This window comes from Citrobacter sp. Cpo103, assembly GCF_030332605.1.
Taxonomy (GTDB): domain Bacteria; phylum Pseudomonadota; class Gammaproteobacteria; order Enterobacterales; family Enterobacteriaceae; genus Citrobacter; species Citrobacter portucalensis.
On sequence record NZ_JAOWHO010000032.1, the window covers coordinates 171738 to 197166 of the forward strand.

Here is a 25429-nt window from a genome sequence, read left to right on the forward strand (position 1 = left end):
GCAGAAACCAACTAAATCCTCACAAAACAGAAATACCTAAATCTTAAATCTTGGCTCACTCAGTTGAACTTCACTGAACCCCAGCTTGCTATACAACGTATCCAAGTGCGTCAACCCGCTTATTCGCCCGGCAAAACCAGCCTCGACTGATATTCCTTTATCTAGCCAACCATTAAACTCCTGTAGGCTCATTTCATGTTTCAGCTTCGGCAGGGGATAACTGAAGCCCGGCTCAAGAGCTCTACTTTCGCTCTTCATTTTCTCGAAACTCTCATTACCCTGTTGGAAAATTCTACGTTCCGAACGCTTGACACTTTTAGCAAATGTAAGCTCTGAAAAAATCCATGGAGATGACAGACGCCCCTCTCCAGACATGTAGTCATCGATATTTATTGCGTTTTCAGTGCCCAAAAACATGAACAACTCTGATCGCTTTATCATTTGCTGTAAAGCCGCATTAAGGATCAAATGCACGTTGGTCGTTGTTCTGTTACGTAGATTGTAACTGTAATGGCTCCATCCCTGTGGTATACAGAATTTATCATCGATTTTCCGCAAAAGTTCGTCAGCATACCCCCAAACACATGAGTCAACGAAAGCCGTGAGCCCAATATTCTCCAGGCTGAGGGCTATCCTAATGGCTTCGTCTTCATCAGCATGAGAATGAGAGATAAAAACATCAATATCGTGCTGCGGAAAGATCGATTTCTGTATTTTGTCAGCATCAAGTATATTACGTCCATCAAGAAGGTATTTTTCGAGGCTGATCAACAGTTCCCCTTTTCTGGCCTTGTACGCCACTATTTCGTCAGAACTAAAACGAAATGTTGGGTAGATATTACTAACAGTTAGATCGATAAACATTAATTCCCCCCAGTCAAGACCTACGTGCCAAGCGGATGTCTAAACGGGTAACGCTAGGGCATCCGCGCTTAATTAAAATCGCTCCCACACCTCAACGTGTTGTCCGTCAAAGAATCTGGAGCGCACCTCAGCAAAGTGTTCTTTGCCAGCCTCATTGCCGCGTCGGACCATGTCTTGGATAGCTTCAGCATCATCCATCTTAATTTCATCACTGGTCTGTTGGTTAACACGCATATGACGTGTTGGACCCAAGAAACTTTGAGCGAGTACCAGAGCACCATGCTCTTGGGCTGCAAAAAAGAGATCTACACTGTGAGGTGCCCAGCCTACTTTGCCCTTTCCGAGTTGGTCAGTGAAATCACTTTCGCTACTGAGTGTGCCGATGCTCAGCACATCAATCCTTTCTAGGGGAATCTTCAGGTATCGAACCGCTTCCGCCAACGCCGGGAGGATGGGGTTATTTGCCCAGACGCCACCGTCCAGGAACGTCTCCAACGCAACAGGCCCATCGAAGGTAACTTCATCAAAATAGGTAGGTGCAGCGGAAGAAGCTAGGGCGGCCTCAACGGCTGAAATATCTCTGAATGCAGTCCGGTCGGGGCTATGTGGGGTAACAATCGCTTCAGCTTGACCTTCCTTGGCCCTCACCGTAGGGATCACCAAGCGGCAGCGAGAATCTTCAGCCAGCGTTTTGTTCCCGTACACCTCGGCCAAAAGTCCACGGAGAGTTGCTGAGTCATGCTTGGATTTAAGCCAGTGCCGAAGTTTCCGATCCTTCGGAAAAATCTGGGGACCCTTTTTCTCGTAGAACTCAAGGATTTCACGTGGCTGCAAACCCATCGCCAGTCCAATAGCCAAAATAGCACCTGTGGATGTACCAGCTACCAAATCGAAATGAGAAATTAAATTACTCCCGCCACCGGCCTTCAACATATCGTCCCACTTGGCCAAAACTGCAGCAGTGAAGGTGCCTCTGAGCCCCCCTCCGTCGAGCGCCAAAATACGGAAATTACGGCCACGCGAGAAAGTACGCCGAGTAAGTGGCAGGTTCTTCAACTGATCAGCAATCAGCTTCACAACCAGATCAACCGATGTACTGTTGGCAATAGTCGCATTCGTTTCGTGACATAGTCCGTTTCGCAAACGAGATAGCAATGAAGGATCTTCTTCGAGATATCCTGCGATAGCGCCGCCAAAGCCCGCAACAACGAAGCCTGGCTTTCCAAGATCAAGCATTGCATCTAGCTCATTGGGGACGCCTGCTTTTACTTTATTTATGTCCCACCATGCACCACCGATGCAGATGACTACATCGGAACGATCAGCCATCCAATCACGCATTGGGGTCAAGCCGTCTACAGCCTGGCCATCGCTGTTATCTGCAGGCACAATTTCTACAGAAGCAAATGTTCTCTGCTCTTCAATTTCAGCAGCGTACTCGTCAGTTGAGTAACTCTTCGCCCGCACAAGTGTAAGCGCTTCCCTTCTACCACCGGTTTGGATGAAATCTTCAGCAGCTTTACGGAGTGGCGCAATGAACGAAGGATGGCTTCCATGAACAATTGAGCCTCCTTCACTGAAAACTTTAGCGGCAATTTTCTGCACAAAATCATCTATGTCTGCTCGCAGTTCTTTATTCGACCCGGAAAGATGAACTCTGACTCCGGATAGACGCCTTGTGGTTGCCATGTGTATCACCTCAATTACCTGAAATGTCATTTTCTGCCAGCAAGTACGTCTTGGGGACACGTTTTCAACGACCGGCTAACATAGTTGTGGTTTCAATCAAGCCTGCGATATTTTCTCGGCCATTTTGAACCGCGAATTCGTATCTCTTGCAGTACTTGGATAGCTTAACAATTGTGTTACTAGTATGATCTTCAAAATACAGATCAGAGGCAGGGATGACTAAGGTGTAGCCAAAGTGTTCCACCCTTTTACGATCCTTTCGCCCGCTAAATAAATCTTTCCGTTGATTAGGCAGGCTCACACTTTATCCAGTGGATGTGTAAATTTTATTCGATGCTCTTAGTGTTAATTATTTTGTCTTATAGATCTTCCGTTAGAAGCCTATTATCTTTCAACATGCTGCGAAAAATTTCGTAAAATGCCCATTGCCTAGCAGTGGTGAACTGATGTGCAAGGACATAAGTTACAGAGGTTTTCGTGGCTTATGACTCGTCAATTTTACATCATTAATTCATTTCGAAAAAATGAAATAAAAAATCAATTTGCCTTATGTCGAATGGCGTAATCAATCCAGTTTGAAATATTGCTTGCTATGTCCTGATAAGTATTGATAGAGCTAGGGTCGTAACAAGGAACAACACTTGACAGTGCTCTACCATCAGTGAACTTAATCAGGTCAAAGGGGTTTTTCCCTTTTCTACTAATGCCATTTCTAGGGCATTTTAGGTTATGAATGTGGATGCCTAAAAGAGCTTTTCCGTCATTCCATGCCTTGATAATTTCATGTTCAACCCATGGTCTTGAAGCAGTTTCGCTACCAATCAAAACAATAATACATCGTTTGTATTTCATATTTTGATCTATCCAGTTCTCAACTGCTTTATTACCAGTACGTTTGAGCTTTTCCCATTCATTTGGGGAGGTTGGAGGGTTACCGTCAAGGCTACCGATGTTACGTATTTGTTGAACTCTCATTACATCGTTATCAAAATGAAAGCTGTAAAAAACAGGAACTTTAGCCATTTTAGTTTCCTTTAAATATTTTCCACCCAAGTGCCGGAATTTATTCCAGCGTCATACACCGCATATCCAGACTTACCCGTTTGATTGTTAACTCCTTCATCCATCCTTTTATATAGCTGAAGGTATTCGTTGCCATACCAAACACCTGAGTCATTTTCTGTCGGAATAATCAATATCTTTTCGTAGCCTTTGGCTATGTCTGCAAAACCAATTTCCCAAGGACACCAACGTGATTGAGTTGAATTTTTTGTTGCTAAAAACAAGAACCAATCAGTAGTCTTTATTTTTAACTTAATTATGTTTGCAGTTTCTTTGTTGGGAATACTTGGCATTTCGCTGTCTTCCCAGTCAATGTATAAGTCCCATCCATTCTCCTTCAATAAAACTTGAAGGCCCTTAGCTAATTCATGGTCTTGATGGCTATGGCATAAAAAAGCAGTTTGCTGTTTTTTGGCCACAGCTTCATTAAGCGATTTAGCAACAAAGACTCTTCCGGAACGACTAGCTGCAGATCGTAAATTTTTTAGTTTAATCGCCATTATGATCCTGTAATAGGTAATAATCCGAACCAGTAATAGTTTATACTTTGCAACATTATAAAAAATAGATCAACTGCTCAGGCAAAGTTAGGTTATTAGATGTTCTTATCAAACTTTGGAGCATAAAAGCTTGAGACAAGTCAATGTATCTATGAGTCAGTAAAAAAAATTAGAGAAAGTTATACAGGTTTCTCAGTTTTTCAACAGTACGAACGTGTTTAGAGCTCCAAGGAACAAAGCCCTTTTCGCTAACCTCCCTGACATACGATCTGAACTCGAAATGCTCTATATGAAATCAAGAGAGAAAGGCTCCACACTTATGGGACAGATTACAGCAATAAACATGTTCTATCTAAATGAATTGGCTCCGTTGGTTTTTAAAACTGAAAGAATCCCTAATGCCTCGCCGACGGGTTATTGTGATAGAGGGGGATACCCCTCCACTGAAACTCCTTAAGCGTAATTTGATCTTAGCCAGGAAAGAAAACTAAGACTGGGCAGTAGCATTTTTCTGCCCATGAGATGTTGCATGCGGATTGAATTGTTACTCCTAAAAGAAGCTATACCTAATTGGTCTATCCATATTAATCAAAAAAAAATTCCAACGCTTCATACTTCAGTTTGGTTACAAAAAGGCTGTAAATCAATTTTTTGGCTGCGAAATGGGGAAATTAAGTGGCTTTGAAATACATTAGTTGATCACAAATAATTTTTGTAAATAGGTCATTCTCGCATTGAGTGCAATGCAGAACTAAAATCATCTAGAAAGGTATCTTAATTTTTAGGACAAGAACTCATCATGATTTATTTTTTGACTCTTGGATATCCAACCACCTCGAACTATTAAAATAATTTAAAAACGTATATTAAATATATTAACATCAACACCATTTAATATTTCTAAAAAAATAAGCTATCAAAATTTGTATTCCATGATGTTATCATAGAATCATAAATAAACACCATCCTCAATTCTAACAATAAGGCGAATAACTTCATGGGCCCCAGTTTCAGAAGCTACAATTTCAGCTGGAATATTCCAATTCAGAGCACGATTTGGCTCATGTAGCCATTTTTTTGCAGCCTCCTTGTCACCCTCGAACAATGCGACCGCCCGTTCGATTATCCGTATAACACGCACCAATCGCTCACTCTGATTAGCAGTAAATCGTTTTTTGGTAGAACGTTTAAACGTAGTGATTGGAATACCCGACATTTTTTGTAGTTCCGTCGGCGTGATTTTCGCCCATTCAGAAATACGTTTCACAACACTCCCTTCAAGCCCGTCGTTGATTTTTCTTATCAAAGCAATACCATCCCGGGAACCCAGTCCAAGGACATCCCACCCCCTCTGCTGGAGAGAGCTACTTATAATAGGGGAAAAGACTCTTAAAGCCATACGTCGCTTCCCCAGTTGATAGTTCCGCTACAATGCATGAAGATTCTCCTATAATACACTAAATATCTCTCACCTTATCTATCAGTACGGTTTAACATTGTTTGACCCTGACGGTTAAGAAAAAAATATTTTGGTCACTTACAACTGTTACTTATAAGATATTAATCTACTCAAGACAGTCGGCCCAAAGGATCATCATCAATAATCCCTACCTGTCTAAGCAGATCAACAGGATACTTTTGCTTAGCGGCCCGTTGGAAAATATCTGGATCACCGATCCTTTCCGAAAGGTTAACCGCGCCAACCAGCTCACGTAAACTCAGCTCGAACTCGGGATGCTGAGCCCGAGTAATATCTGCAATAAATTCCCGAGGATTATCGGGTATACACTGTGGTCTACGTATTTTTTGCCCTCGATGCCCTTTTGGTAAAGACATTTTTGATCGTAACTCTTTGATTTCATCGGTACCAGCAGACAAACCACAAGCTCTTACATATGCCTGTTCCAGTACACTAGTATTAATTCTTTCATCATCTGAATCAGCCAAGATAACAAGTCTCTGCGCCTCCCGATAAATACGGTGAGCAATATCCAAATTACCGAGAGATAACTCATACATTTTGTTATTCAACTCATCCGTTAGCTCGTTATATATACAAGTCCATTGCATTTCCCAAAGTTCCTCAATAAATGCTGCCCACTCATCGCTCTCTTTTTTTAAGGATTCCATTCGGAAGTATCCAGAACTTTCAGCACGGCGGGCTGCCTTAAGAGTTTTTGATAGCGTGTCATCGAATGGTGGATTGCCGCAGAAAAAGAGGGGGATTCCTAATTTATTTACTAGGCTGTGAAGGAAGTTAAGAAGGTTATTTTCACCTCCCGTGCGCTTGAACACCAACCTTTGCATTTCATCAATAACTAAGATCCCCAAAAAACTTGATTTAATTCGCTGTTCTATTTGTCTCATCAGACTACCGATTGTATTTGCAGATATTGATTTTTCTCTACCCATAGCTAAATCTAATGCTACCAAGATCTCCTCACAGAGATCACGAACACTGGAATTATTAGGACATTCCACCTTAATCCAGACAACCTGTTCTGTGAACTCCATTCTATGCCCATGATAGAAATCATGTTCTATCACATTTGGTAGATAATTCAGTATCTGCTCGAGCATACTGGTTTTACCTACTCCACTAGCACCTATCAATGTGATGTTTTCTGCTTTAGGCTCAAAATAACCTGTTCTCGGTTCAATCGCAGGTCTGGCATCAACTGGATAGTGAAGATACTGAGCAGTAGTTGGGCTAAAGGGATTTTTTGTCGAATAACCGTCTTTAATTGCAGTTTCTATCGCTCTAAAACATTCATAATAAATAAGAAAAGGCTGACGCAATTGTTTCAGGCGTATTGTGTATTCTTCTCTAACTAAAGGATCGGGGTGCTGTCGGATATGTTCATCCAAAACTGGATAATTTGAAAACTGCTCAAGAAGCTCATTTATACCTAATTTAGGTTTCAGTGCTTCAATCAGAGGGTTTCCTCTGTGCTCTGGTAAAATTGCCTGGTGATATTCTGCTTTTTCTCTTCGCATCAGCTATTTTCCTGGCTTACGATTTCGCCTTGGCAGCATAGCTACCACCTTTGCTTCCAGCTTAATCTCAGCAGTATTGTCTTCACCATGCTCAGGGAAAGAATGTGTTGTTCTCCTGAGCTCCTCAAGGCGATTTTCCCGAATGTTCTTTATTTTTTCCCTGTATGGCACAGAGTGAGTATTTGTCCTCTTTTTAGCCTGCTTTTCAAATTGAACATGCCGTTTCTTCATGTCTATCGATTCTACTGTAACAGGCATTTTCTCTAAATGTGACCCCAGCCAGTCCTGGATAAACTCAGCTTCACTCACGGGTATGTCTTTAAGCATTACATTCCGGGATGATAGATGACATTTCGTAAACGGTTGCTTCTCATCTAATCTCACATAAATATGATTCACCGTATTATCATCAACCCGGGCATCCATCTTCCAGCGCCCATGTACCCTCGCAATAGCAGCAAGGCTTTCATCTTCAATCTGTGCGCAAGAATAAAACATTTCTTTGTATTTGATACCACTTCGGGTCATGCTGACCTGTTCTGGTGGTAACAATCGAGCAATCACTTCATCAGGAGCAACTCGACTAAGTGAATGCCTGTGCTGAGAAATATATATCTTCCACGTATTGAGCGGAGTAGGACTTAAACTTTTTTCAATCAAAAGAGGTCGGGTGAAGGCAAGGGATTTCTGAATGGTTCTGTTATGCTCTAGCGCGGCATCAATCAGCATTGAAGTCACTTCATACAATGTATGTTTTGAGTCCTTACGCGGATCTCTATCCCCGCGTACAACTCTCCCACCTTTCGTCGATCCCTGCAGTTGGTGAATCAAACTATCATTTAAAATTTTGAAACGACGTTCAACGAAACTTTTATAATCAGGTCTATAAGAAGGAGCAAAACTCAGTTCAGTAAAAGGTACAACTTTTTCCTGTGGTTTTAGGCCAATCATTTCACCATTATCACAGATGAAGCGCCTAGGAACATGCGCACAAGGCCACTCAGACTCATCAATAGAAATCCCATACTGAGCACAGTATTCAGATTTAGGTGAGAAACAATTAACCAATGCCTGGCGCGCAGCACGCCAAGAGGCATAATATAAGGAGACATGCAGTCCAACTACCATAAGCGTCGCCCGATCGACAATAGAGTAAATAGTTGGCCGTCCGAGAATATATTGCTCGCCAAAACTGGATACGATATGTACATCAGCTACTGTTGCATCAATTTCAAAACAGCTACCAGGAACTAAATCATCCTGCGCGGCATAACCAAGCACACTACGTTTATTTAGTAAGTAGTCACGCTCAGTTGAACGCTTGCGAATGACTATATCATCTGAAAATAAGCGTTCTTTCCAGTATGAAAACTGACGGAGTGAAGGTACACTAGGTGCTCTATTACTGATACTTGCCATTTTCAATTCATCTTCATGGTATTTACGAAGATACTCCTTATAGGATTCGGCAAGAGATTTACCATTGACCCTTAAATAATTCGCCATCAGTGATTTACGAATATTCTGTTTATCTATCACGGTAAGCATATATTTATCTGCACGTTGAATACTGAGTGTTCTTGATATTTTTGGAGCACCAAGTGTTCCTTTCTTTGCCTTCCGAGTCTTCCCAGCCCCTCCACTATTTGAGTAGGCAGGTAATAATGCATTTTTCGTCTGACCATATTGCCAAAAAGCATTCAGTAGTCGAGATAACTTCTTCCGATCAGTACCTTTCTCTTGAGCATATTGAACTAAACTGGTCATCCTTTTTGAAGTAGCGTAAGTAAACAAAAAATCACGTTCTGAAACCAAATCACTAATCAAACTAAAATTAGCATCTCTCTTTTCTTTAAAAGAAGATGGAAGATTCTCCTCTGCAAGCAAAAGAAAGCTTGGAATTTGAAAATCAATCAGCATAACACTGCCTGAAGCCATGTAATTTTCAAAAGATGATAGTAATATTGCAGTGGGTCTTCGCAAGCGGTGATTGTTCGTTAAGGGGAACAAGATAATACAGTCCAAATGAGGAATAATATCGATGATACGGTAAGGTCCATCTTTCAGACCTTCTACATCATTCAAATCCCATACACTATTTATATCAATAGCCATTAGAAACCAGCCTTTTATCACTGCTAACAGACTGAATTTCAACTCCTCCACAAGCCTCAATCGAATAATCTAAATTAACATTTATAAATTTATCTGCGATAAGATAGCGCAGCAAATTTAGACCATCCTCACGCTCTCTATCACACATGAGGGTAAGATCTTTACATAAATCAGATAATAAATATTTGCCCGGTTCAACCGCTGTTAAAACCCGCTGAACTATAGAAGAATCGTATACAGTCATACCAGATCTGAACGGTGCTGTTGCCCACCTAATATTGTCGCTCTGGATCTTTGTTAGCTCATTTCCCATAAAGCACGAATACTTGACACCCAGCAATTCCCACCATACACGCTCAATATCCAGTTTCTCAGCAGTTCTCTGGTCAATGCCATTCTCTGGTTTTACAGAAACAGCATGATAGAACTTACGGCCGTCTTTCTGGCACGTCAGCAGGAAATCCGTCGTCATAATGTTGAGCTCCCCATTTACAGGGACCTTTGGGTGCTCAACCCCCAAAGTTACCGCTATCTTGTTTGACAGAGTAATAGGGAGCAGTGGAAATTGTTCCCTGATATCGGTTACTGAATCACTAAATTCAGCTAGGTAAAAAAACTGGCTCTCAATCGAAGACAACAGATGATGTACACGATTGGTTTTGCGCCCCCAAATTTGGGAGCGAATGCCCCTAGAGGCCACATCTTGAATACGGAGCCAAGGTTTATACTCAGTACCTACACCTACCCCGTACTTATTTTTTAACGACCGATTAAAGTCATCTAAGGTTTTTAACCTTCTACCGGTAGCCATTGAGACGACCCATATATACCCCGATGTTTAAGTATAGAATGCAGCTCGCTTATGGGCAAAATTCTCTTACGGGCAAACTTTATTGTATTTTTACGCTCTTAAGGGCAATCTTTATTGTCTGCGGGCAAACTTTATTGTTAGTTCACACAGATACCAAATCCTGTGCGCATGCCCAGGCACTCGACCACGCCCACTGGAAGTTATAGCCTCCCAACCAGCCGGTGACGTCCATCACTTCGCCAATAAAGTAGAGCCCTGGCACTTTGCGGGCTTCCATCGTGCGCGATGACAGCTCGTTAGTATCGACACCACCCAACGTGACTTCAGCGGTACGATACCCTTCCGTACCGTTCGGCTGCACCCGCCACTCGGTCAGCGTTTCAACCAGCGTCTGTTGATCGCGCACGTTAAGCTGCTTCAGAGACACGTCAGGAATTTGCCCTAACTGCTGCAAGCATTCCACCAGACGCTTTGGTAACTGCATTGCTAAGGTGTTCTTTAAGCTCTGGTTAGGATGTGCGCTACGTTGTTCGTCGAGGAAGCTCGCAAGGTCAACATCCGGCAACAAATTAATGCTGACAAATTCGCCTGGCTGCCAAAAACTGGAAATCTGCAAAACAGCTGGGCCCGAAAGTCCTCGGTGTGTAAAGAGCAGATTTTCACGAAATACGGTGCCGTCTTCGGCGGTGATAACGGAGGAGACCGACACGCCAGAGAGCACCTGAAGCTGCTCCAGCAGTGGCTTATGCAACGTAAAGGGCACCAGTCCCGCGCGCGTTGGCAACACCTTCAGACCAAACTGTTCGGCAATTTTATAACCAAACGGCGTTGCCCCCAGACCCGGCATGGAAAGCCCACCTGAAGCGATAACCAGTTTTTTCGTGCCGACCGTCATGCCATTCAGTTCGAGGGTGAAACCTTCATCATCCTGCACCACGCTCAGGACTTCGCTCCGTAACCGCATAGTTACGTTACCTTTTTCACACTCGTCTACCAGCATATCGACAATTTGCTGAGCGGAATCATCGCAGAACAGCTGACCCAGCGTTTTTTCATGCCAGGCAATACCGTGTTTGCCCACCAGGTCGATAAAATCCCACTGCGTGTAACGCGCAAGTGCCGATTTGCAAAAATGGGGGTTTTGGCTCAAATAGGCGGCCGGTTCGACATAAAGATTGGTAAAGTTGCAGCGTCCCCCGCCAGACATGAGAATCTTGCGCCCTGGCTTTTTACCATTATCAATAAGCAGTACTCGACTACCTGCTTGTCCTGCCTGCGCGGCACAAAACATACCCGCTGCGCCAGCGCCTATAATAACGGTATCAAACCTTTCCACGTTGCGATCCTCTATAAAAAGCGGGTGTGAATTGTAAAGATTCCTCAGTGGTCGCACCAGCACCAAACTACCGATAAAGTGTATTTAACTGAAATATATAGGATAATTCTTTAGTGGTGTAAAACAAAGCAGGAGACAAATCAAAAAAACTCTATATTTCACTTTGCCCGCGCCGCCAAAGTCACTGATAATGCGCCGCGTTCATGTCCTCAAAATGGCGTAACGTCCTATGCTACATTTGTTTGCTGGCCTGGATTTACATACCGGGCTTTTACTATTGCTTGCTCTGGCTTTTGTGCTGTTCTACGAAGCAATTAACGGCTTCCATGACACAGCCAATGCTGTCGCAACCGTGATCTATACCCGTGCAATGCGTTCGCAATTGGCGGTGGTCATGGCTGCGTTGTTCAACTTCTTTGGTGTTTTGCTGGGTGGTCTCAGCGTGGCGTATGCCATCGTGCATATGCTACCAACGGATCTGCTGCTTAATATGGGATCGTCACATGGCCTTGCCATGGTGTTCTCCATGCTGCTGGCGGCAATTATCTGGAACCTGGGTACCTGGTACTTTGGTTTACCTGCATCCAGCTCCCACACGCTGATTGGCGCCATTATCGGTATTGGTTTAACCAATGCACTGATGACCGGCACCTCGGTGGTGGACGCACTTAACATTCCGAAAGTTATCGGTATTTTTGCTTCGCTTATCATCTCGCCAATTGTTGGTCTGGTGGTTGCAGGCGGTCTTATTTTCATTCTGCGTCGTTACTGGAGCGGTACAAAAAAACGTGCCCGTATCCACCTGACGCCAGCAGAACGTGAAAAGAAAGATGGCAAGAAAAAGCCGCCGTTCTGGACCCGTATTGCACTGATCCTCTCCGCTATCGGCGTAGCGTTCTCTCATGGCGCTAACGACGGGCAGAAAGGCATTGGTCTGGTGATGCTGGTGCTGATTGGCGTAGCGCCTGCAGGCTTCGTGGTGAATATGAATGCTTCCGGTTACGAGATTACCCGTACCCGTGATGCAATCAATAACGTCGAAGTCTTCTTCCAGCAGCGCCCTGACCTGCTTAAACAGGCCACAGGCGTAGACCAGCTGATTCCGTCCCCGACGGACGCGGCCCCCGCGACGACGACAGAGTTCCATTGCCACCCGGCGAATACAATCAACGCGCTGGAACGTGCGAAAGGTATGCTGGCGAACCTGGAAACCTATGACAAGTTAAGCGTCGAACAGCGTGGTCAGCTGCGCCGTATTATGCTGTGCATCTCTGATACCACCGATAAAGTGGTTAAGCTGCCTGGCGTAAGCGCTGACGATCAGCGTCTGCTGAAAAAACTGAAAGCTGACATGCTGAGCACCATTGAGTACGCGCCTATCTGGATCATTATGGCCGTCGCACTGGCGCTGGGTATTGGTACGATGATTGGCTGGCGTCGCGTTGCCACCACCATCGGCGAGAAAATCGGTAAGAAAGGCATGACTTATGCCCAGGGGATGTCGGCGCAGATGACCGCCGCAGTCTCTATCGGCCTCGCCAGCTACACCGGTATGCCCGTTTCCACCACCCACGTTCTCTCTTCTTCCGTTGCGGGGACGATGGTTGTTGATGGCGGCGGATTGCAGCGTAAAACGGTAACCAGCATTCTGATGGCCTGGGTCTTCACCCTGCCGGCTGCGATTATTCTTTCCGGGGTGCTGTACTGGCTGTCCCTGAAGCTTATCTAAGCGAATGCACGGTAAAAAAGCGGGTCAGGAAGCTGACCCGCTTTTTTTGTATCTGTTGTTGGAATCAGTGCCAGATAATCAGCGCAACCATGCTGATTAGCACCAGGCCACATAGCGCGCTGGTGAGAATGAACTGACCGCGAACCCGCTCACAGCGGCGAATAAATTCATCATCATGATGATCGCGGTAACGCTGAGCGTAGATATACCACACCAGACGCATCTGCTTGTTCGGTTGCCCATGCGAGGTAAAAAAGCCCCCTCCATCTACATACTGGTAAAGTAATGGATCGCAACCACGAAGTACCACTAACAGTGCGCGTAGCGAAGAAAAATAGCGCGCCATATTAACAATGCAAACGACACATAAAGCCCAGAATAATGCAATGGTGCTTATCATACCTCCTCCCCGGCGACCCGCCCACGGAACTCCTTTCCGGGACTACCGCTCCCCGATACCCTGCCAAACCATTCAATGAAGAGTGCAGCCGAAACCGTTCGTGTTAGTATCACGCATCCGAACGCCTCTTTAGATAGTGTAGGAGATTAGTTAATTTTTTTGCCATAAGGTTAATCGCTATCAATGCAATTAACTAAAAAATTTGTTTAACTATTTGGCAAGCAAGGCGGATTGACGGATTATCCTGGTCGCTATAATGTAAGGATAGTCCTTATATGGTACGTTTTTACGACTGGGCTAGCCCCGCGCACAAGGTTCGCAGGACGCGGATGACGCGGCGGCATATAACGCCAGCAGGCTAGTCATCGACAACTTATGGAAGGAGTAACACTATGGCTTATAAACACATTCTTATCGCGGTTGATCTTTCTCCGGAAAGCAAAGTTCTGGTTGAAAAAGCGGTTTCTATGGCGCGACCTTACAATGCTAAAGTCTCCCTTATCCACGTTGACGTAAACTATTCCGACCTGTACACCGGGCTAATCGACGTGAATCTGGGCGACATGCAGAAACGCATTTCTGAAGAAACCCATCACGCGTTAACCGAGCTGTCCACCAATGCAGGCTACCCTATCACCGAAACCCTGAGCGGTAGCGGCGACCTGGGTCAGGTTCTGGTTGATGCCATCAAAAAATACGACATGGATCTGGTCGTCTGTGGTCACCACCAGGATTTCTGGAGCAAACTGATGTCCTCCGCGCGCCAACTGATCAACACCGTCCACGTCGACATGTTGATTGTTCCGCTGCGTGACGACGAAGAAGCATAAAATGCTTGCCGCCGGAAGTTAACCCGGCCCACTGCAAGTCGTTAAGCCTGTAAACGCCCGCCTTCGCGGGCGTTTTTGTTTTTATCATTCGGTCACAATTAGTACATCAATCCAACAAACAAATCATAATTAGTGTGATCAACTAATTGGATCGAAAACTATCTCTATAATACTCTACCCTTGCGGCCAATAACCGCAGTCTATAACAAAATAAGACTTTTTCGGCGCGTTTAAGCATACGCGTTCATACTTTTCGGGATGGCTTTGAAAGGCGATGGAATATGAATAAAACTGCACCTACGGGCTTGCTGCAGCAACCTCGTCCGTTCTTCATGATCTTCTTTGTGGAATTATGGGAACGATTTGGCTATTACGGCGTACAGGGCATCCTGGCAGTATTTTTTGTTAAGCAGCTCGGATTCTCACAAGAACAGGCATTTGTCACCTTTGGTGCCTTTGCCGCACTGGTTTACGGCCTGATCTCGATCGGCGGCTACGTCGGCGACCATCTGTTAGGCACCAAGCGCACGCTGGTACTCGGTGCCATTGTGCTGGCAATCGGCTACTTCATGACCGGGATGTCGCTGCTTAAGCCGGATCTGATCTTTATTGCTTTGGGTACCATTGCCGTTGGTAACGGGCTATTTAAAGCCAACCCGGCAAGCCTGCTGTCAAAATGTTATCCCCCGAAAGACGCCCGTCTGGACGGTGCTTTCACCCTGTTTTATATGTCGATTAACATCGGTTCGCTGCTGTCACTGTCGCTGGCGCCGGTGATTGCCGATAAGTTTGGCTACGCTGTGACTTACAACCTGTGCGGAGCCGGACTAATCGTCGCGCTGCTGGTCTACTTTGCCTGCCGCGGAATGGTGAAAAATATCGGCTCTGAGCCAGACCATAAGCCACTGAACTTCCGTAACCTGCTGTACGTGCTGGCCGGTACGGTAGTGATGGTATTTATCTGCGCCTGGCTGATGCACAACGTGCAGATTGCCAACCTGGTGCTGATCGTCCTGTCGATTGTCGTGACCATCATCTTCTTCCGTCAGGCATTCAAACTGGATAAAACCGGGCGCAACAAGATGTTCGTGGCCTTTATCCTGATGCTGGAAGCGGTGGTGTTCTACGTGCTGTACGCGCAGATGCCGACATCGCTAAACTTCTTTGCGATCAATAACGTACACCATGAAATTCTTGGTTTCGCCATCAACCCGGTGAGCTTCCAGGCGCTGAACCCGTTCTGGGTGGTACTGTCGAGTCCGGTACTGGCCGCAATCTATACCCGTCTGGGCAACAAAGGCAAAGACCTGACCATGCCGATGAAATTTACGCTCGGTATGTTCCTGTGCTCATTGGGCTTCCTGACGGCCGCCGCTGCCGGGATGTGGTTTGCCGATGCACAAGGGCTGACGTCGCCGTGGTTTATCGTGCTGGTGTATCTGTTCCAGAGCCTGGGTGAACTGCTGATTAGCGCCCTGGGACTGGCTATGGTCGCTGCTCTCGTGCCACAACATCTGATGGGCTTCATTCTTGGGATGTGGTTCCTGACGCAGGCCGCGGCCTTCCTGATGGGGGGTTATGTCGCTACGTTCACCGCCGTACCAGAGAACATCACCGACCCGCTGCAAACGCTGCCTATCTATACCAACGTCTTCAGTAAGATTGGCCTTGTCACCCTGGCCGTAACGGTCGTGATGGCGATTATGGTGCCATGGCTGAACCGCATGATTAATACGCCGAGCACCGAGCAATAACCTTCAGTGCCTGATGGCGGCTATTGCCCCTATCCGGCCTACATTCAACATGCCCGTTCGCCTTGCGCTATCGGGCATTTTCACTCACTACCCTTTACGCGCGTCTATCCACTCCTGCACTTCCACTACAAAGGTATCCGGTGCTTTACGGTACATTTTGCGCGCCAAGTCCAGAATCGTATGCTGGCCGAGCGCTTCTTCCATTCGCTGCTGGGCCATGTCCATTACCGAACGCACGCCACAAATGCCTTCACAGGCCCACTCCGGTGGATGTTCCTCAAATATCGCCAGCCGCTGGCGAATTTCACGACACTCAAAGATGCGCTTATCGCCATCAATAGCATTCACCACATCCAGCACCGTGATGTGTTCAGCGGGTTTAGCTAACTGGAAACCGCCACCTTTGCCTTCAATGCTGCGCACCAGACCCGCTTTGGACAGACGGGTGAAAATTTTTGCCAGATAGTCATACGGTACGCTTTGCAGTTCGGCTATTTCCCGCACGCTCATATCCCGCGCGTCGCCCTTACTGTCGACCATACACATCAGGCTATGAATGCCGTACTCAACTCCCGAACTGTAGAATGCCATTCTCTTATCTCAGCCAAAATGAATCTGAGTTTATTGTAGCTTTTTCATCTCATTCATTCCAGACAGCAAAGTAATCCCTTTTCACAAAAGAACTTTAAATACATACTTATCAAACAGATAATCAAAAAACACCACCCTTTGTGGCAAAAAGGATCTCGATCGCATTGCAATTCTTAACTACGACAAATAAAATCCGAGTAAATAATTCGTAAATTCGTAGTCACCAGTGAGAAAACCCCAATGCGTAAACAAATTCTGATCGTGGGCGCCGGCTTTGCCGGTATGTGGGCAGCATTAAGCGCCGCACGACTAGCGGATAAACATCAGCAGGCAATTGATATTACAGTAATTGCGCCACAGCCGGAGCTGCGTGTCCGCCCACGCTTTTATGAAAGCGCCGTTCATACGCTGGTCGCACCACTGCAACCGTTGTTTGACGTTACCGGCGTCAACTTCCTGCAAGGTCACGTCGAGCAAATCCTCCCGGACTCTAAAGAGGTGAGCTGGAAAGATGCCAACGGTGACACTCATCTGCGTCGCTATGACCGCCTGGTGCTCGCCAGCGGAAGTCATGTAAACCGCGACGCCGTCGCCGGTGCCGCCGAGCACGCGTTTGACCTCGACCAACTCGAAAGCGCCGCCGTACTGGAGCAGCACATTAAAGATCTGGCATTACAACCGGAAAGTGAGGCTCGCAATACCGTGGTGGTCTGTGGTGGTGGTTTCACCGGGATAGAGATGGCGCTGGAATTACCGGGTCGTTTGCGCGAAATATTGGGTGCTGATGCTAAGACCAGAGTTGTCGTAGTTGAACGCGGTGCTCAGCCAGGCGGACGCTGGAGCCAGGAATTACGTGACGTGATTATCGAAGCCTCTGCTGAACTGGGCGTCGAGTGGCTGGTCAATGCGGAAGTAGAGTGCGTAGATGCCTCCGGCGTCACGCTGAAAGATGGGCAGGTGATTGCCTCTCAGACGGTTATCTGGACCGTCGGCGTACAGGCTAATAACCTGACAGCACAGATTAACGCCCAGCGCGATCGCCAGGGCCGTCTGCATGTGAATGCCAATCTGCAGGTTGTGGGTCACGATGATATCTACGCCACTGGCGATGTGGCCTATGCCGCCACCGACGACAAAGGCAACCATGCGTTAATGACCTGTCAGCACGCGATTTTGTTGGGTAAATTTGCCGGTAATAACGCTGCGGCGGACCTGTTGGACGTAACGCCATTGCCATATCGTCAGGAAAACTACGTCACCTGCCTGGATCTTGGTGCCTGGGGTGCAGTGTATAGCGAAGGATGGGATCAGCAGGTGAAACTGACGCGCGCAGAAGCGAAGAAGCTGAAGGTGTCGATTGTCAGCGAGCTGATTTACCCACCGAAAGCAGACCGAGCAGTAGCATTTGAGATTGCCGACCCGCTGGCACCGTTTGTTTAATGGATAATGCCGGATGCGGCTAACGCCTTATCCGGCCTACAAAGACACGCTGTCGTAGGCCTGATAAGCGCAGCGCATCAGGCAATTCAGCGCACCAAGCCGGGATGTGGCCTACAAAGACACGCTGTCGTAGGCCTGATAAGCACAACGCATCAGGCAGTTCAGCGCACCAAGCCGGGATGTGGCCTACAAAGACACGCTGTCGTAGGCCTGATAAGCGCAGCGCATCAGGCAATTCAGCGCACCAAGCCGGGATGTGGCCTACAAAGACACGCTGTCGTAGGCCTGATAAGCGCAGCGCATCAGGCAGCACAGCGCACCAAGCCGGGATGTGACCTACAAAGACACGCTGTCGTAGGCCTGATAAGCGCAGCGCATCAGGCAATTCAGCGCACCAAGCCGGGATGTGGCCTACAAAGACACGCTGTCGTAGGCCTGATAAGCGCAGCGCATCAGGCAGCACAGTGCACAGACCTACAAACTATGCTGTCCCAGCGTAGATATCAAACCGATGCCCTTTCGTCACAACCGCGTTCGGCGTGGCGACATCCGCCAGCGGCGGCGCGTAGTCTGGGCGCTTCACCACCACACGTTTGGTGGCCAACTGACGCGCAGGCTCCAGCAGCCCATCCGCATCTAAATCCGGCCCCACCAATGACTGAAACACCCGCATTTCTTTTTTCACCAGCGCGCTTTTCTGCTTATGTGGAAACATCGGATCGAGGTACACCACCTGCGGGCGCGGCGTGATATCGGTTAACGCCGTCAGACTCGACGCATGGATCAGCTGTAAACGTTCCTGCAGCCACGGACCGATTTCCGGGTCGGCATAGCCGCGCACCAGGCCATCATCAAGCAGTGCCGCAACCACCGGATTACGTTCCAGCATTCGTACGCGGCAGCCTACCGAGGCCAGTACAAACGCATCGCGCCCCAGCCCAGCTGTCGCATCGACCACATCCGGCAGGTAATCGCCTTTAATGCCAACCGCCTTCGCCACCGCTTCACCGCGTCCACCGCCAAATTTGCGCCGATGGGCCATCGCACCGCCCACGAAATCCACGAAGATACCACCGAGTTTGGGTTCATCACGTTTGCGCAGTTCCAGATGTTCCGGCGTCATCACCAGCGCCATCAGGTTATCTTCATCGTGTTCCAGTCCCCAGCGGGCGGCAAGAACAGATAAGGCGCCGTCTCCGGCGCCTGTTTCATCTACTAAGCAGATTTTCACGTGAATAATCAGCCTTTGATCCCGTAATGCTCCAGCATTGCATCCAGCTGCGGCTCGCGGCCACGGAAGCGCTTGAACAGTTCCATCGGCTCTTCAGAACCGCCACGGGTAAGGATATTATCGAGGAACGATTGTCCGGTCTGACGGTTGAAAATCCCTTCATCTTCGAAGCGAGAGAAGGCATCTGCCGCCAGTACGTCTGCCCACAGATAGCTGTAGTAACCCGCTGCGTAGCCACCAGCAAAAATATGGCTGAAGGCATGCGGGAAGCGGCCCCACGTTGGGCCCGGCACCACGGCGACCTGTTTTTTAATTTCCGCCAGCGTCTCGAGGATTTTAGCCCCTTGCTGCGGGTTAAACTCCGCGTGCAGACGGAAATCAAACAGACCGAACTCCAGTTGACGCAGAATAAACAGCGCTGCCTGGTAGTTTTTCGCCGCCAGCATTTTATCCAGCAGTTCCTTCGGCAGCGGTTCACCGGTCTCAAAGTGACCAGAGATAAACGCCAACGCTTCCGGCTCCCAACACCAGTTTTCCATAAACTGGCTCGGCAGTTCGACCGCATCCCATGGCACACCGTTGATACCGGAAACGCCCGCGGTTTCGACACGGGTCAGCATATGGTGCAGACCGTGGCCGAACTCGTGGAACAGGGTGATCACTTCATCGTGGGTAAACAGCGCAGGTTTACCGTTCACCGGACGGTTAAAGTTACAGGTCAGGTAAGCGACCGGCTTTTGCAATGTGCCGTCTGTCTTACGCATCTGGCCGACACAGTCGTCCATCCACGCCCCACCGCGTTTGTGTTCACGGGCATACAGATCAAGATAGAAGCTGCCACGCAGCTCGTTGTTTTCGTCGTACAGCTCGAAGAAACGAACTTCCGGATGCCAGACGTCAACATCGGTGCGCTCTTTGGCGGTGATGCCATAAATACGTTTAACCACTTCAAACAGGCCGTTAACGGCTTTATTTTCCGGGAAGTAAGGACGCAGCTGCTCGTCGCTGATGCTGTAGAGATGCTGTTTTTGTTTCTCGCTGTAGTAAGCGATATCCCATGGCTGTAGCTCATCAACACCAAATTCCGCTTTCGCGAAGGCGCGCAGCTGAGCCAGCTCTTTCTCACCCTGCGGACGGGCACGTTTCGCCAGGTCAGTCAGGAAATCGAGTACCTGCTGCGGGTTCTCCGCCATTTTGGTAGCCAGAGATTTAAAGGCGTAGCTTTCAAAGCCCAGCAGCTGTGCCAGCTCGTGGCGCAGCGCGAGGATCTCTTCCATTATCGGGCTGTTGTCCCATTTGCCCGCGTTTGGCCCCTGGTCAGATGCGCGCGTGGAGTATGCACGATACATCTCTTCACGCAGCCCCTGGTTATCACAGTAGGTCATCACCGGCAGGTAGCTTGGGATGTCCAGCGTTAACAGATAGCCTTCCTGCTCTTTGGCTTCAGCCTGCGCTTTTGCGGCGGCCAGCGCGCTTTCCGGCATCCCGGCAAGTTCCGCTTCGTCGGTCACCAGCTTGGTCCAGCCCATCGTAGCATCGAGGACGTTATTGCTGTACAGGTTGCCGAGCTCAGACAGGCGGGTGGCAATCTCACCATAGCGCTGCTGTTTTTCCTTCGGCAGACCAATACCAGAAAGCTCAAAATCGCGCAGCGCGTTATCAACCGCTTTTTTCTGTGCAGTGTTCAGAGTGGCGTAATGATCGCCATCACGCAGATCGCGGTACGCTTTGTACAGGCCTTCATGTTGTCCAACCCAGGTGCTGTATTCAGACAGCAGCGGCAGCGTTTGTTCGTAGGCTTCTCGCAGTTCCGGGCTGTTTTTCACCGAGTTCAGGTGGCTAACAGGAGAGAAAATACGCCCCAACACATCGTCAACTTCCGCCAACGGCTGGCAGAGATTTTCCCAGGTGTACGGCGCGCCCTGCGCAACCACTCGCTCAACATTTTCACGGCAATCGTTCAGCGCCTGAGTGACGGCAGGCACAACGTGCTCAGGCTGAATTTTAGAAAACGGCGGCAGTTCGAAGGGAGTCAGCAATGGATTGGTCATTAGCGCGGTCCTGTTGAAAAGAGTGAATGAAGCGCGTATCCGGCGCTGTGCATATTAATTTGTACAATGGGGTTAAGTGTAGAGGATTTCAATGCTAACCGTGACGGAAAGACGCCCGGTAGCGCTGCGCTTACCGGGCCTACGGGTAATCTGTGCCGATCTGCTGTAAACTGTGGCAAATCGTCATTTCAGCGGAATTTCATTACCCATGCTCAGTTATCGCCACAGTTATCACGCAGGCAACCACGCCGACGTCCTTAAACATACCGTTCAGAGCCTGATCATCGAGTCGCTCAAAGAGAAAGAAAAACCGTTTCTCTATCTGGACACCCATGCTGGCGCTGGCCGTTATCAGCTGAGCAGTGAGCATGCCGAACGTACCGGTGAATATCTGGAAGGGATCGCCCGCATCTGGCAGCAGGACGATTTGCCTGCAGAACTGGAACCCTACATTGGCGTGGTGCAACACTTCAACCGTAGCGGTCAGTTGCGCTACTACCCAGGCTCTCCGTTAATTGCTCGCCAGCTGCTGCGCGAACAGGACAGTCTGCAATTAACTGAACTGCACCCGAGCGACTTCCCTCTGCTGCGCAGCGAATTCCAGAAAGATGAGCGCGCTCGCGTGGCCAAAGCCGATGGTTATCAGCAGCTGAAAGCAAAATTACCGCCGGTTTCCCGTCGAGGGTTGATCCTTATCGATCCACCCTACGAAATCAAAAGCGACTACCAGGCAGTAGTGACCGGTATTAACGAAGGCTACAAACGTTTCGCGACCGGCACCTATGCGTTGTGGTATCCAGTGGTTCTGCGCCAACAAATCAAGCGCATGATCCACGATCTGGAAGACACCGGTATCCGCAAAATTCTGCAAATTGAGTTGGCGGTGCGCCCGGACAGCGATCAGCGCGGCATGACGGCATCCGGCATGATTGTGATTAACCCACCGTGGAAGCTGGAGCAGCAGATGAACAACGTCCTGCCGTGGTTGCACAGCAAACTGGTTCCGACAGGAACCGGGCATACTTCCGTAAGCTGGATCGTGCCGGAGTAATCGCAGCCATCGGTGGAACCTTTTAATATCAGGTATACAATCGCGAATATTTTGGCGGATGGCGTAACGCTTCTCCGCCCTACAATGAACATAAAGGAGCGGTCATGACCAAGCACTATGATTACATCGCTATTGGCGGCGGCAGCGGCGGTATTGCCTCCATTAACCGTGCAGCAATGTACGGTCAAAAATGCGCACTGATTGAAGCCAAAGAGTTAGGCGGCACCTGCGTTAACGTTGGCTGCGTACCGAAGAAAGTGATGTGGCATGCCGCACAGGTCCGCGAAGCGATCCACATGTACGGTCCGGATTACGGTTTCGACACCACCATCAATAAGTTCGACTGGGATAAACTGATCGCCACGCGTACCGCTTATATCGATCGTATTCATACCTCGTACGACAACGTGCTGGGCAAAAATAATGTCGATGTGATCAAAGGCTTTGCGCGCTTTGTGGATGCCAAAACCATTGAAGTAAACGGTGAAACCATTACTGCCGATCATATTTTGATTGCCACCGGTGGTCGCCCGAGCCATCCGAACATTCCTGGCGTGGAATATGGTATTGATTCTAATGGTTTCTTTGAGCTGCCAGCGCTGCCAAAACGTGTAGCCGTTGTTGGCGCAGGCTACATCGCCGTTGAACTGGCTGGTGTGATTAACGGCCTGGGCGCAGAAACTCACCTGTTCGTGCGTAAACACGCGCCGCTGCGCAGTTTTGATCCGATGATCGTCGAAACGTTGGTTGAGGTGATGAACGCCGAAGGCCCGACTCTGCATACTCACGCGATTCCAAAAGCGGTTGTTAAAAACGCTGACGGCAGCCTGACCCTGCAACTGGAAGATGGTCGTAGCGAAACGGTAGACTGCCTGATTTGGGCGATTGGTCGTGAGCCAGAAACGGACAACTTCAATCTGGCTGTTACCGGCGTGAAAACCAATGAAAAAGGCTACATCGTCGTTGATAAATTCCAGAACACCAGCGTGCCGGGTATTTATGCCGTCGGCGACAACACCGGTGCCGTTGAACTGACGCCGGTTGCCGTTGCCGCGGGCCGTCGCCTGTCCGAGCGTCTGTTTAACAACAAACCGGACGAACATCTGGACTACAGCAACATCCCGACCGTGGTCTTCAGCCACCCGCCAATTGGCACCGTGGGCCTGACCGAGCAGCAGGCTCGCGAACAGCACGGCGATGACCAGGTGAAAGTGTATAAATCATCATTTACCGCGATGTATACCGCTGTCACCTCACATCGTCAGCCGTGCCGCATGAAGCTGGTTTGCGTCGGTCCGGAAGAGAAAATTGTCGGTATTCACGGTATTGGTTTTGGAATGGATGAAATGCTGCAAGGCTTCGCGGTCGCGCTGAAAATGGGCGCAACCAAGAAAGACTTTGATAACACCGTTGCGATTCACCCAACGGCGGCAGAAGAATTCGTTACCATGCGTTAAGCAATAAATAAACCGGATGGTGCTTTGCCATCCGGTTTTCTCTTATTTACCCTGCATATATGGCGTATACACGCCGTTTAAGCTTTCGAGGAACGCCACGATATCGTCGATATCTTCCTGCGGCAGTTCTTTACCCACCTGATAACGCAGCATCAGTTTTACCGCACCATCGAGCGTAGGCACATCACCGCGATGGAAATAAGGCGCGGTCAGCGCAACGTTACGCAAGCCCGGGACTTTTTGACGCAGCTTGTCACGTAATTCATTAGTGACGTTCATGCGGCCAATATCTGCGGCAGTGACCTCACCGAAATTAAAGTCCTTTTTCAAACCCAATGGCTCAAATGAGCGCCCGCCTAAAATAATACCGCCATGACAGGTCGCACACTTATTATCTTTAAACAATTGATAGCCATGTTTCTGCTGAGCAGTTAACGCCGCTTCATCGCCGCGTAGCCATTTATCAAACGGCGAATTTGGCGTAATTAGCGTTTTCTCAAACTCAGCAATCGCATCGGTAATATTATCCCCGCTGAATCCCTGCGGATAAACCGCGATAAACTCTTGCTTCAATTGCGGATCTTTATCCAGTTTCTGGATAATTTCATCCCAGGATTTAGACGCCATTTCGATAGGGTTCAACGGCGGGCCGCCTGCCTGCGCCTGCAATGTTGGCGCACGACCATCCCAGAATTGTTCAACGTTGAAGACAGAGTTAAACACCGTCGGCGCATTAATCGGGCCAACGGCGCCGCCTACGCCGATCGACGTTTTCCGGCCATCCACGCCGCCTGCATTCAGGGCGTGGCAATGCGCGCAAGAAATCGTGCTGTCACCTGAAATACGCGGGTCGTGGTAAAGCGTAAAGCCAAGCGCTACTTTGCGGGCATCGGTTGGGATGCTTTCCGGTATCGGTTGTACCGGTTCATTACGATGCTGCGCGGCGGTATCGTTACTGGCGTAATACTGCTCACGCTGTTTCGCAATCCAGCCCAGGATCTCGGCTCGCTCCGTATCGCTGACCTTCCCGGCCCAGTGCAGCGCGGTATATCGCGTTGGCGGCATGGTGTCGTACTGCATCACCCACTCAATTTTATTCAGGTCGCTTTGCGAAACGGGTTTATCTGCGACCAGCGCCGCACGAACGGCTTCAAGATTGAATGATTTGTATCCCAGTTGAATATCATAATTCATCAACTGCTTAGCGACAGGAAAAGAAGAATAGAAAGGTAATTCAGCTGAAGGCGTGTGACAATAATCGCATCCTTTTTCGCGTAAAAATCCTAATACCTTATTATTTTCTTCCAGCGTAGAGGCCTGAACATCAGCCTGTTTGCTACGTTGATTATCGTGATACCACACATAACCGGATAATCCAAAATAACAAATCACGATGCCAGCTATGGCAATCGCGGTAAGACGGGTAATGATTTTCATTATTTTACCCTCACCGTTGTGAGTTATTGTGACCCAGAAAATTAGAATAATTAATGCGCAGTCTTTGTCAGACCTGACCATCAT

At 48.3% G+C, this 25429-nt stretch carries 21 protein-coding genes; 7 read left to right on the plus strand and 14 right to left on the minus strand.

The features are described from left to right. Positions 1-36: 36 nt before the first annotated feature. From OGX89_RS13500 to OGX89_RS13515, 4 genes are all read right to left on the minus strand, one after another. The gene (locus OGX89_RS13500) at positions 37-864 is read right to left on the minus strand and encodes a toll/interleukin-1 receptor domain-containing protein (RefSeq protein ID WP_000469290.1); all 828 of its coding nucleotides are present in this window, start codon (positions 862-864) and stop codon (positions 37-39) included. Positions 865-936: 72 nt separating this feature from the next. Continuing rightward, the gene (locus OGX89_RS13505) at positions 937-2553 is read right to left on the minus strand and encodes a CBASS cGAMP-activated phospholipase (RefSeq protein ID WP_001395489.1); all 1617 of its coding nucleotides are present in this window, start codon (positions 2551-2553) and stop codon (positions 937-939) included. Between the two features lie 537 nt (positions 2554-3090). Next, the gene (locus OGX89_RS13510) at positions 3091-3576 is read right to left on the minus strand and encodes a TIR domain-containing protein (protein WP_001151554.1); all 486 of its coding nucleotides are present in this window, start codon (positions 3574-3576) and stop codon (positions 3091-3093) included. A gap of 11 nt (positions 3577-3587) precedes the next feature. Next, a complete protein-coding gene (locus OGX89_RS13515; protein WP_000985599.1) occupies positions 3588-4115 on the minus strand; it encodes a toll/interleukin-1 receptor domain-containing protein in 528 nt (175 codons plus the stop codon). Positions 4116-4632: 517 nt separating this feature from the next. On the opposite strand from OGX89_RS13515, the gene OGX89_RS23795 reads away from it, so the two are divergent. Continuing rightward, positions 4633-4800, plus strand: a complete 168-nt coding sequence (locus OGX89_RS23795; RefSeq protein ID WP_225858605.1) for a ubiquitination-like system serine protease family protein — start codon at positions 4633-4635, stop codon at positions 4798-4800. Between the two features lie 264 nt (positions 4801-5064). On the opposite strand, the gene OGX89_RS13520 is transcribed toward OGX89_RS23795, so the two are convergent. The 5 genes from OGX89_RS13520 to OGX89_RS13540 form a co-directional block, all read right to left on the minus strand. Beyond that, positions 5065-5514 carry an Xre family toxin-antitoxin system antitoxin gene (locus tag OGX89_RS13520; RefSeq protein ID WP_001218123.1) on the minus strand — a complete coding sequence of 150 codons (450 nt, stop codon included), beginning with the start codon at positions 5512-5514 and terminating at the stop codon, positions 5065-5067. 170 nt (positions 5515-5684) lie between these two features. Beyond that, positions 5685-7112, minus strand: a complete 1428-nt coding sequence (locus OGX89_RS13525; RefSeq protein ID WP_001250588.1) for an ATP-binding protein — start codon at positions 7110-7112, stop codon at positions 5685-5687. A 3-nt stretch (positions 7113-7115) separates the two neighbouring features. Next, a complete protein-coding gene (locus OGX89_RS13530; protein WP_000963211.1) occupies positions 7116-9227 on the minus strand; it encodes a TnsB C-terminal domain-containing protein in 2112 nt (703 codons plus the stop codon). Next, on the minus strand, positions 9217-10038 hold the full coding sequence (locus tag OGX89_RS13535; RefSeq protein WP_000190554.1) for a TnsA endonuclease N-terminal domain-containing protein: 822 nt from the start codon (positions 10036-10038) through the stop codon (positions 9217-9219). The genes OGX89_RS13530 and OGX89_RS13535 overlap by 11 nt, the downstream gene beginning before the upstream one ends. A 142-nt stretch (positions 10039-10180) precedes the next feature. Beyond that, positions 10181-11374 carry a BaiN/RdsA family NAD(P)/FAD-dependent oxidoreductase gene (locus tag OGX89_RS13540; RefSeq protein ID WP_267446975.1) on the minus strand — a complete coding sequence of 398 codons (1194 nt, stop codon included), beginning with the start codon at positions 11372-11374 and terminating at the stop codon, positions 10181-10183. A gap of 229 nt (positions 11375-11603) precedes the next feature. Between OGX89_RS13540 and pitA the strand changes: the two genes are divergently transcribed. Continuing rightward, positions 11604-13103: an inorganic phosphate transporter PitA gene (gene pitA / locus OGX89_RS13545; RefSeq protein WP_003827471.1), complete on the plus strand. Its 1500-nt coding sequence runs from the start codon at positions 11604-11606 to the stop codon at positions 13101-13103. Positions 13104-13167: 64 nt separating this feature from the next. Here pitA and uspB read toward each other — a convergent pair whose 3' ends face one another. Next, positions 13168-13503 (minus strand): universal stress protein UspB, encoded by a 336-nt coding sequence (gene uspB, locus OGX89_RS13550; RefSeq protein ID WP_003023371.1) that lies wholly within the window; start codon positions 13501-13503, stop codon positions 13168-13170. A 392-nt stretch (positions 13504-13895) separates the two neighbouring features. Between uspB and uspA the strand changes: the two genes are divergently transcribed. After that, positions 13896-14333 carry a universal stress protein UspA gene (gene uspA, locus OGX89_RS13555; protein ID WP_003023368.1) on the plus strand — a complete coding sequence of 146 codons (438 nt, stop codon included), beginning with the start codon at positions 13896-13898 and terminating at the stop codon, positions 14331-14333. Between the two features lie 281 nt (positions 14334-14614). Further along, positions 14615-16087: a dipeptide/tripeptide permease DtpB gene (gene dtpB / locus OGX89_RS13560; protein ID WP_126956435.1), complete on the plus strand. Its 1473-nt coding sequence runs from the start codon at positions 14615-14617 to the stop codon at positions 16085-16087. A gap of 87 nt (positions 16088-16174) precedes the next feature. Here the strand turns inward: dtpB and OGX89_RS13565 are convergent, their stop codons facing one another. Continuing rightward, on the minus strand, positions 16175-16678 hold the full coding sequence (locus OGX89_RS13565; RefSeq protein ID WP_126956437.1) for an RrF2 family transcriptional regulator: 504 nt from the start codon (positions 16676-16678) through the stop codon (positions 16175-16177). A 240-nt stretch (positions 16679-16918) separates the two neighbouring features. Between OGX89_RS13565 and OGX89_RS13570 the strand changes: the two genes are divergently transcribed. Continuing rightward, positions 16919-18118, plus strand: a complete 1200-nt coding sequence (locus OGX89_RS13570; protein ID WP_126956439.1) for an NAD(P)/FAD-dependent oxidoreductase — start codon at positions 16919-16921, stop codon at positions 18116-18118. A gap of 481 nt (positions 18119-18599) precedes the next feature. Here OGX89_RS13570 and rsmJ read toward each other — a convergent pair whose 3' ends face one another. Then, entirely contained in the window at positions 18600-19349 is a 750-nt protein-coding gene (gene rsmJ / locus OGX89_RS13575) for a 16S rRNA (guanine(1516)-N(2))-methyltransferase RsmJ (protein WP_126956441.1), read from the minus strand. An 8-nt stretch (positions 19350-19357) separates the two neighbouring features. After that, positions 19358-21400: an oligopeptidase A gene (gene prlC / locus OGX89_RS13580; RefSeq protein WP_126317262.1), complete on the minus strand. Its 2043-nt coding sequence runs from the start codon at positions 21398-21400 to the stop codon at positions 19358-19360. Between the two features lie 208 nt (positions 21401-21608). On the opposite strand from prlC, the gene OGX89_RS13585 reads away from it, so the two are divergent. Together OGX89_RS13585 and gorA are read left to right on the plus strand one after the other, a co-directional pair. After that, positions 21609-22451, plus strand: a complete 843-nt coding sequence (locus tag OGX89_RS13585) for a 23S rRNA (adenine(2030)-N(6))-methyltransferase RlmJ (RefSeq protein ID WP_126956443.1) — start codon at positions 21609-21611, stop codon at positions 22449-22451. Between the two features lie 104 nt (positions 22452-22555). After that, a complete protein-coding gene (gorA, locus tag OGX89_RS13590) occupies positions 22556-23908 on the plus strand; it encodes a glutathione-disulfide reductase (protein WP_003827456.1) in 1353 nt (450 codons plus the stop codon). A gap of 42 nt (positions 23909-23950) precedes the next feature. Here the strand turns inward: gorA and OGX89_RS13595 are convergent, their stop codons facing one another. Continuing rightward, positions 23951-25345: a cytochrome-c peroxidase gene (locus OGX89_RS13595; protein ID WP_008786400.1), complete on the minus strand. Its 1395-nt coding sequence runs from the start codon at positions 25343-25345 to the stop codon at positions 23951-23953. Positions 25346-25429 lie beyond the last annotated feature (84 nt).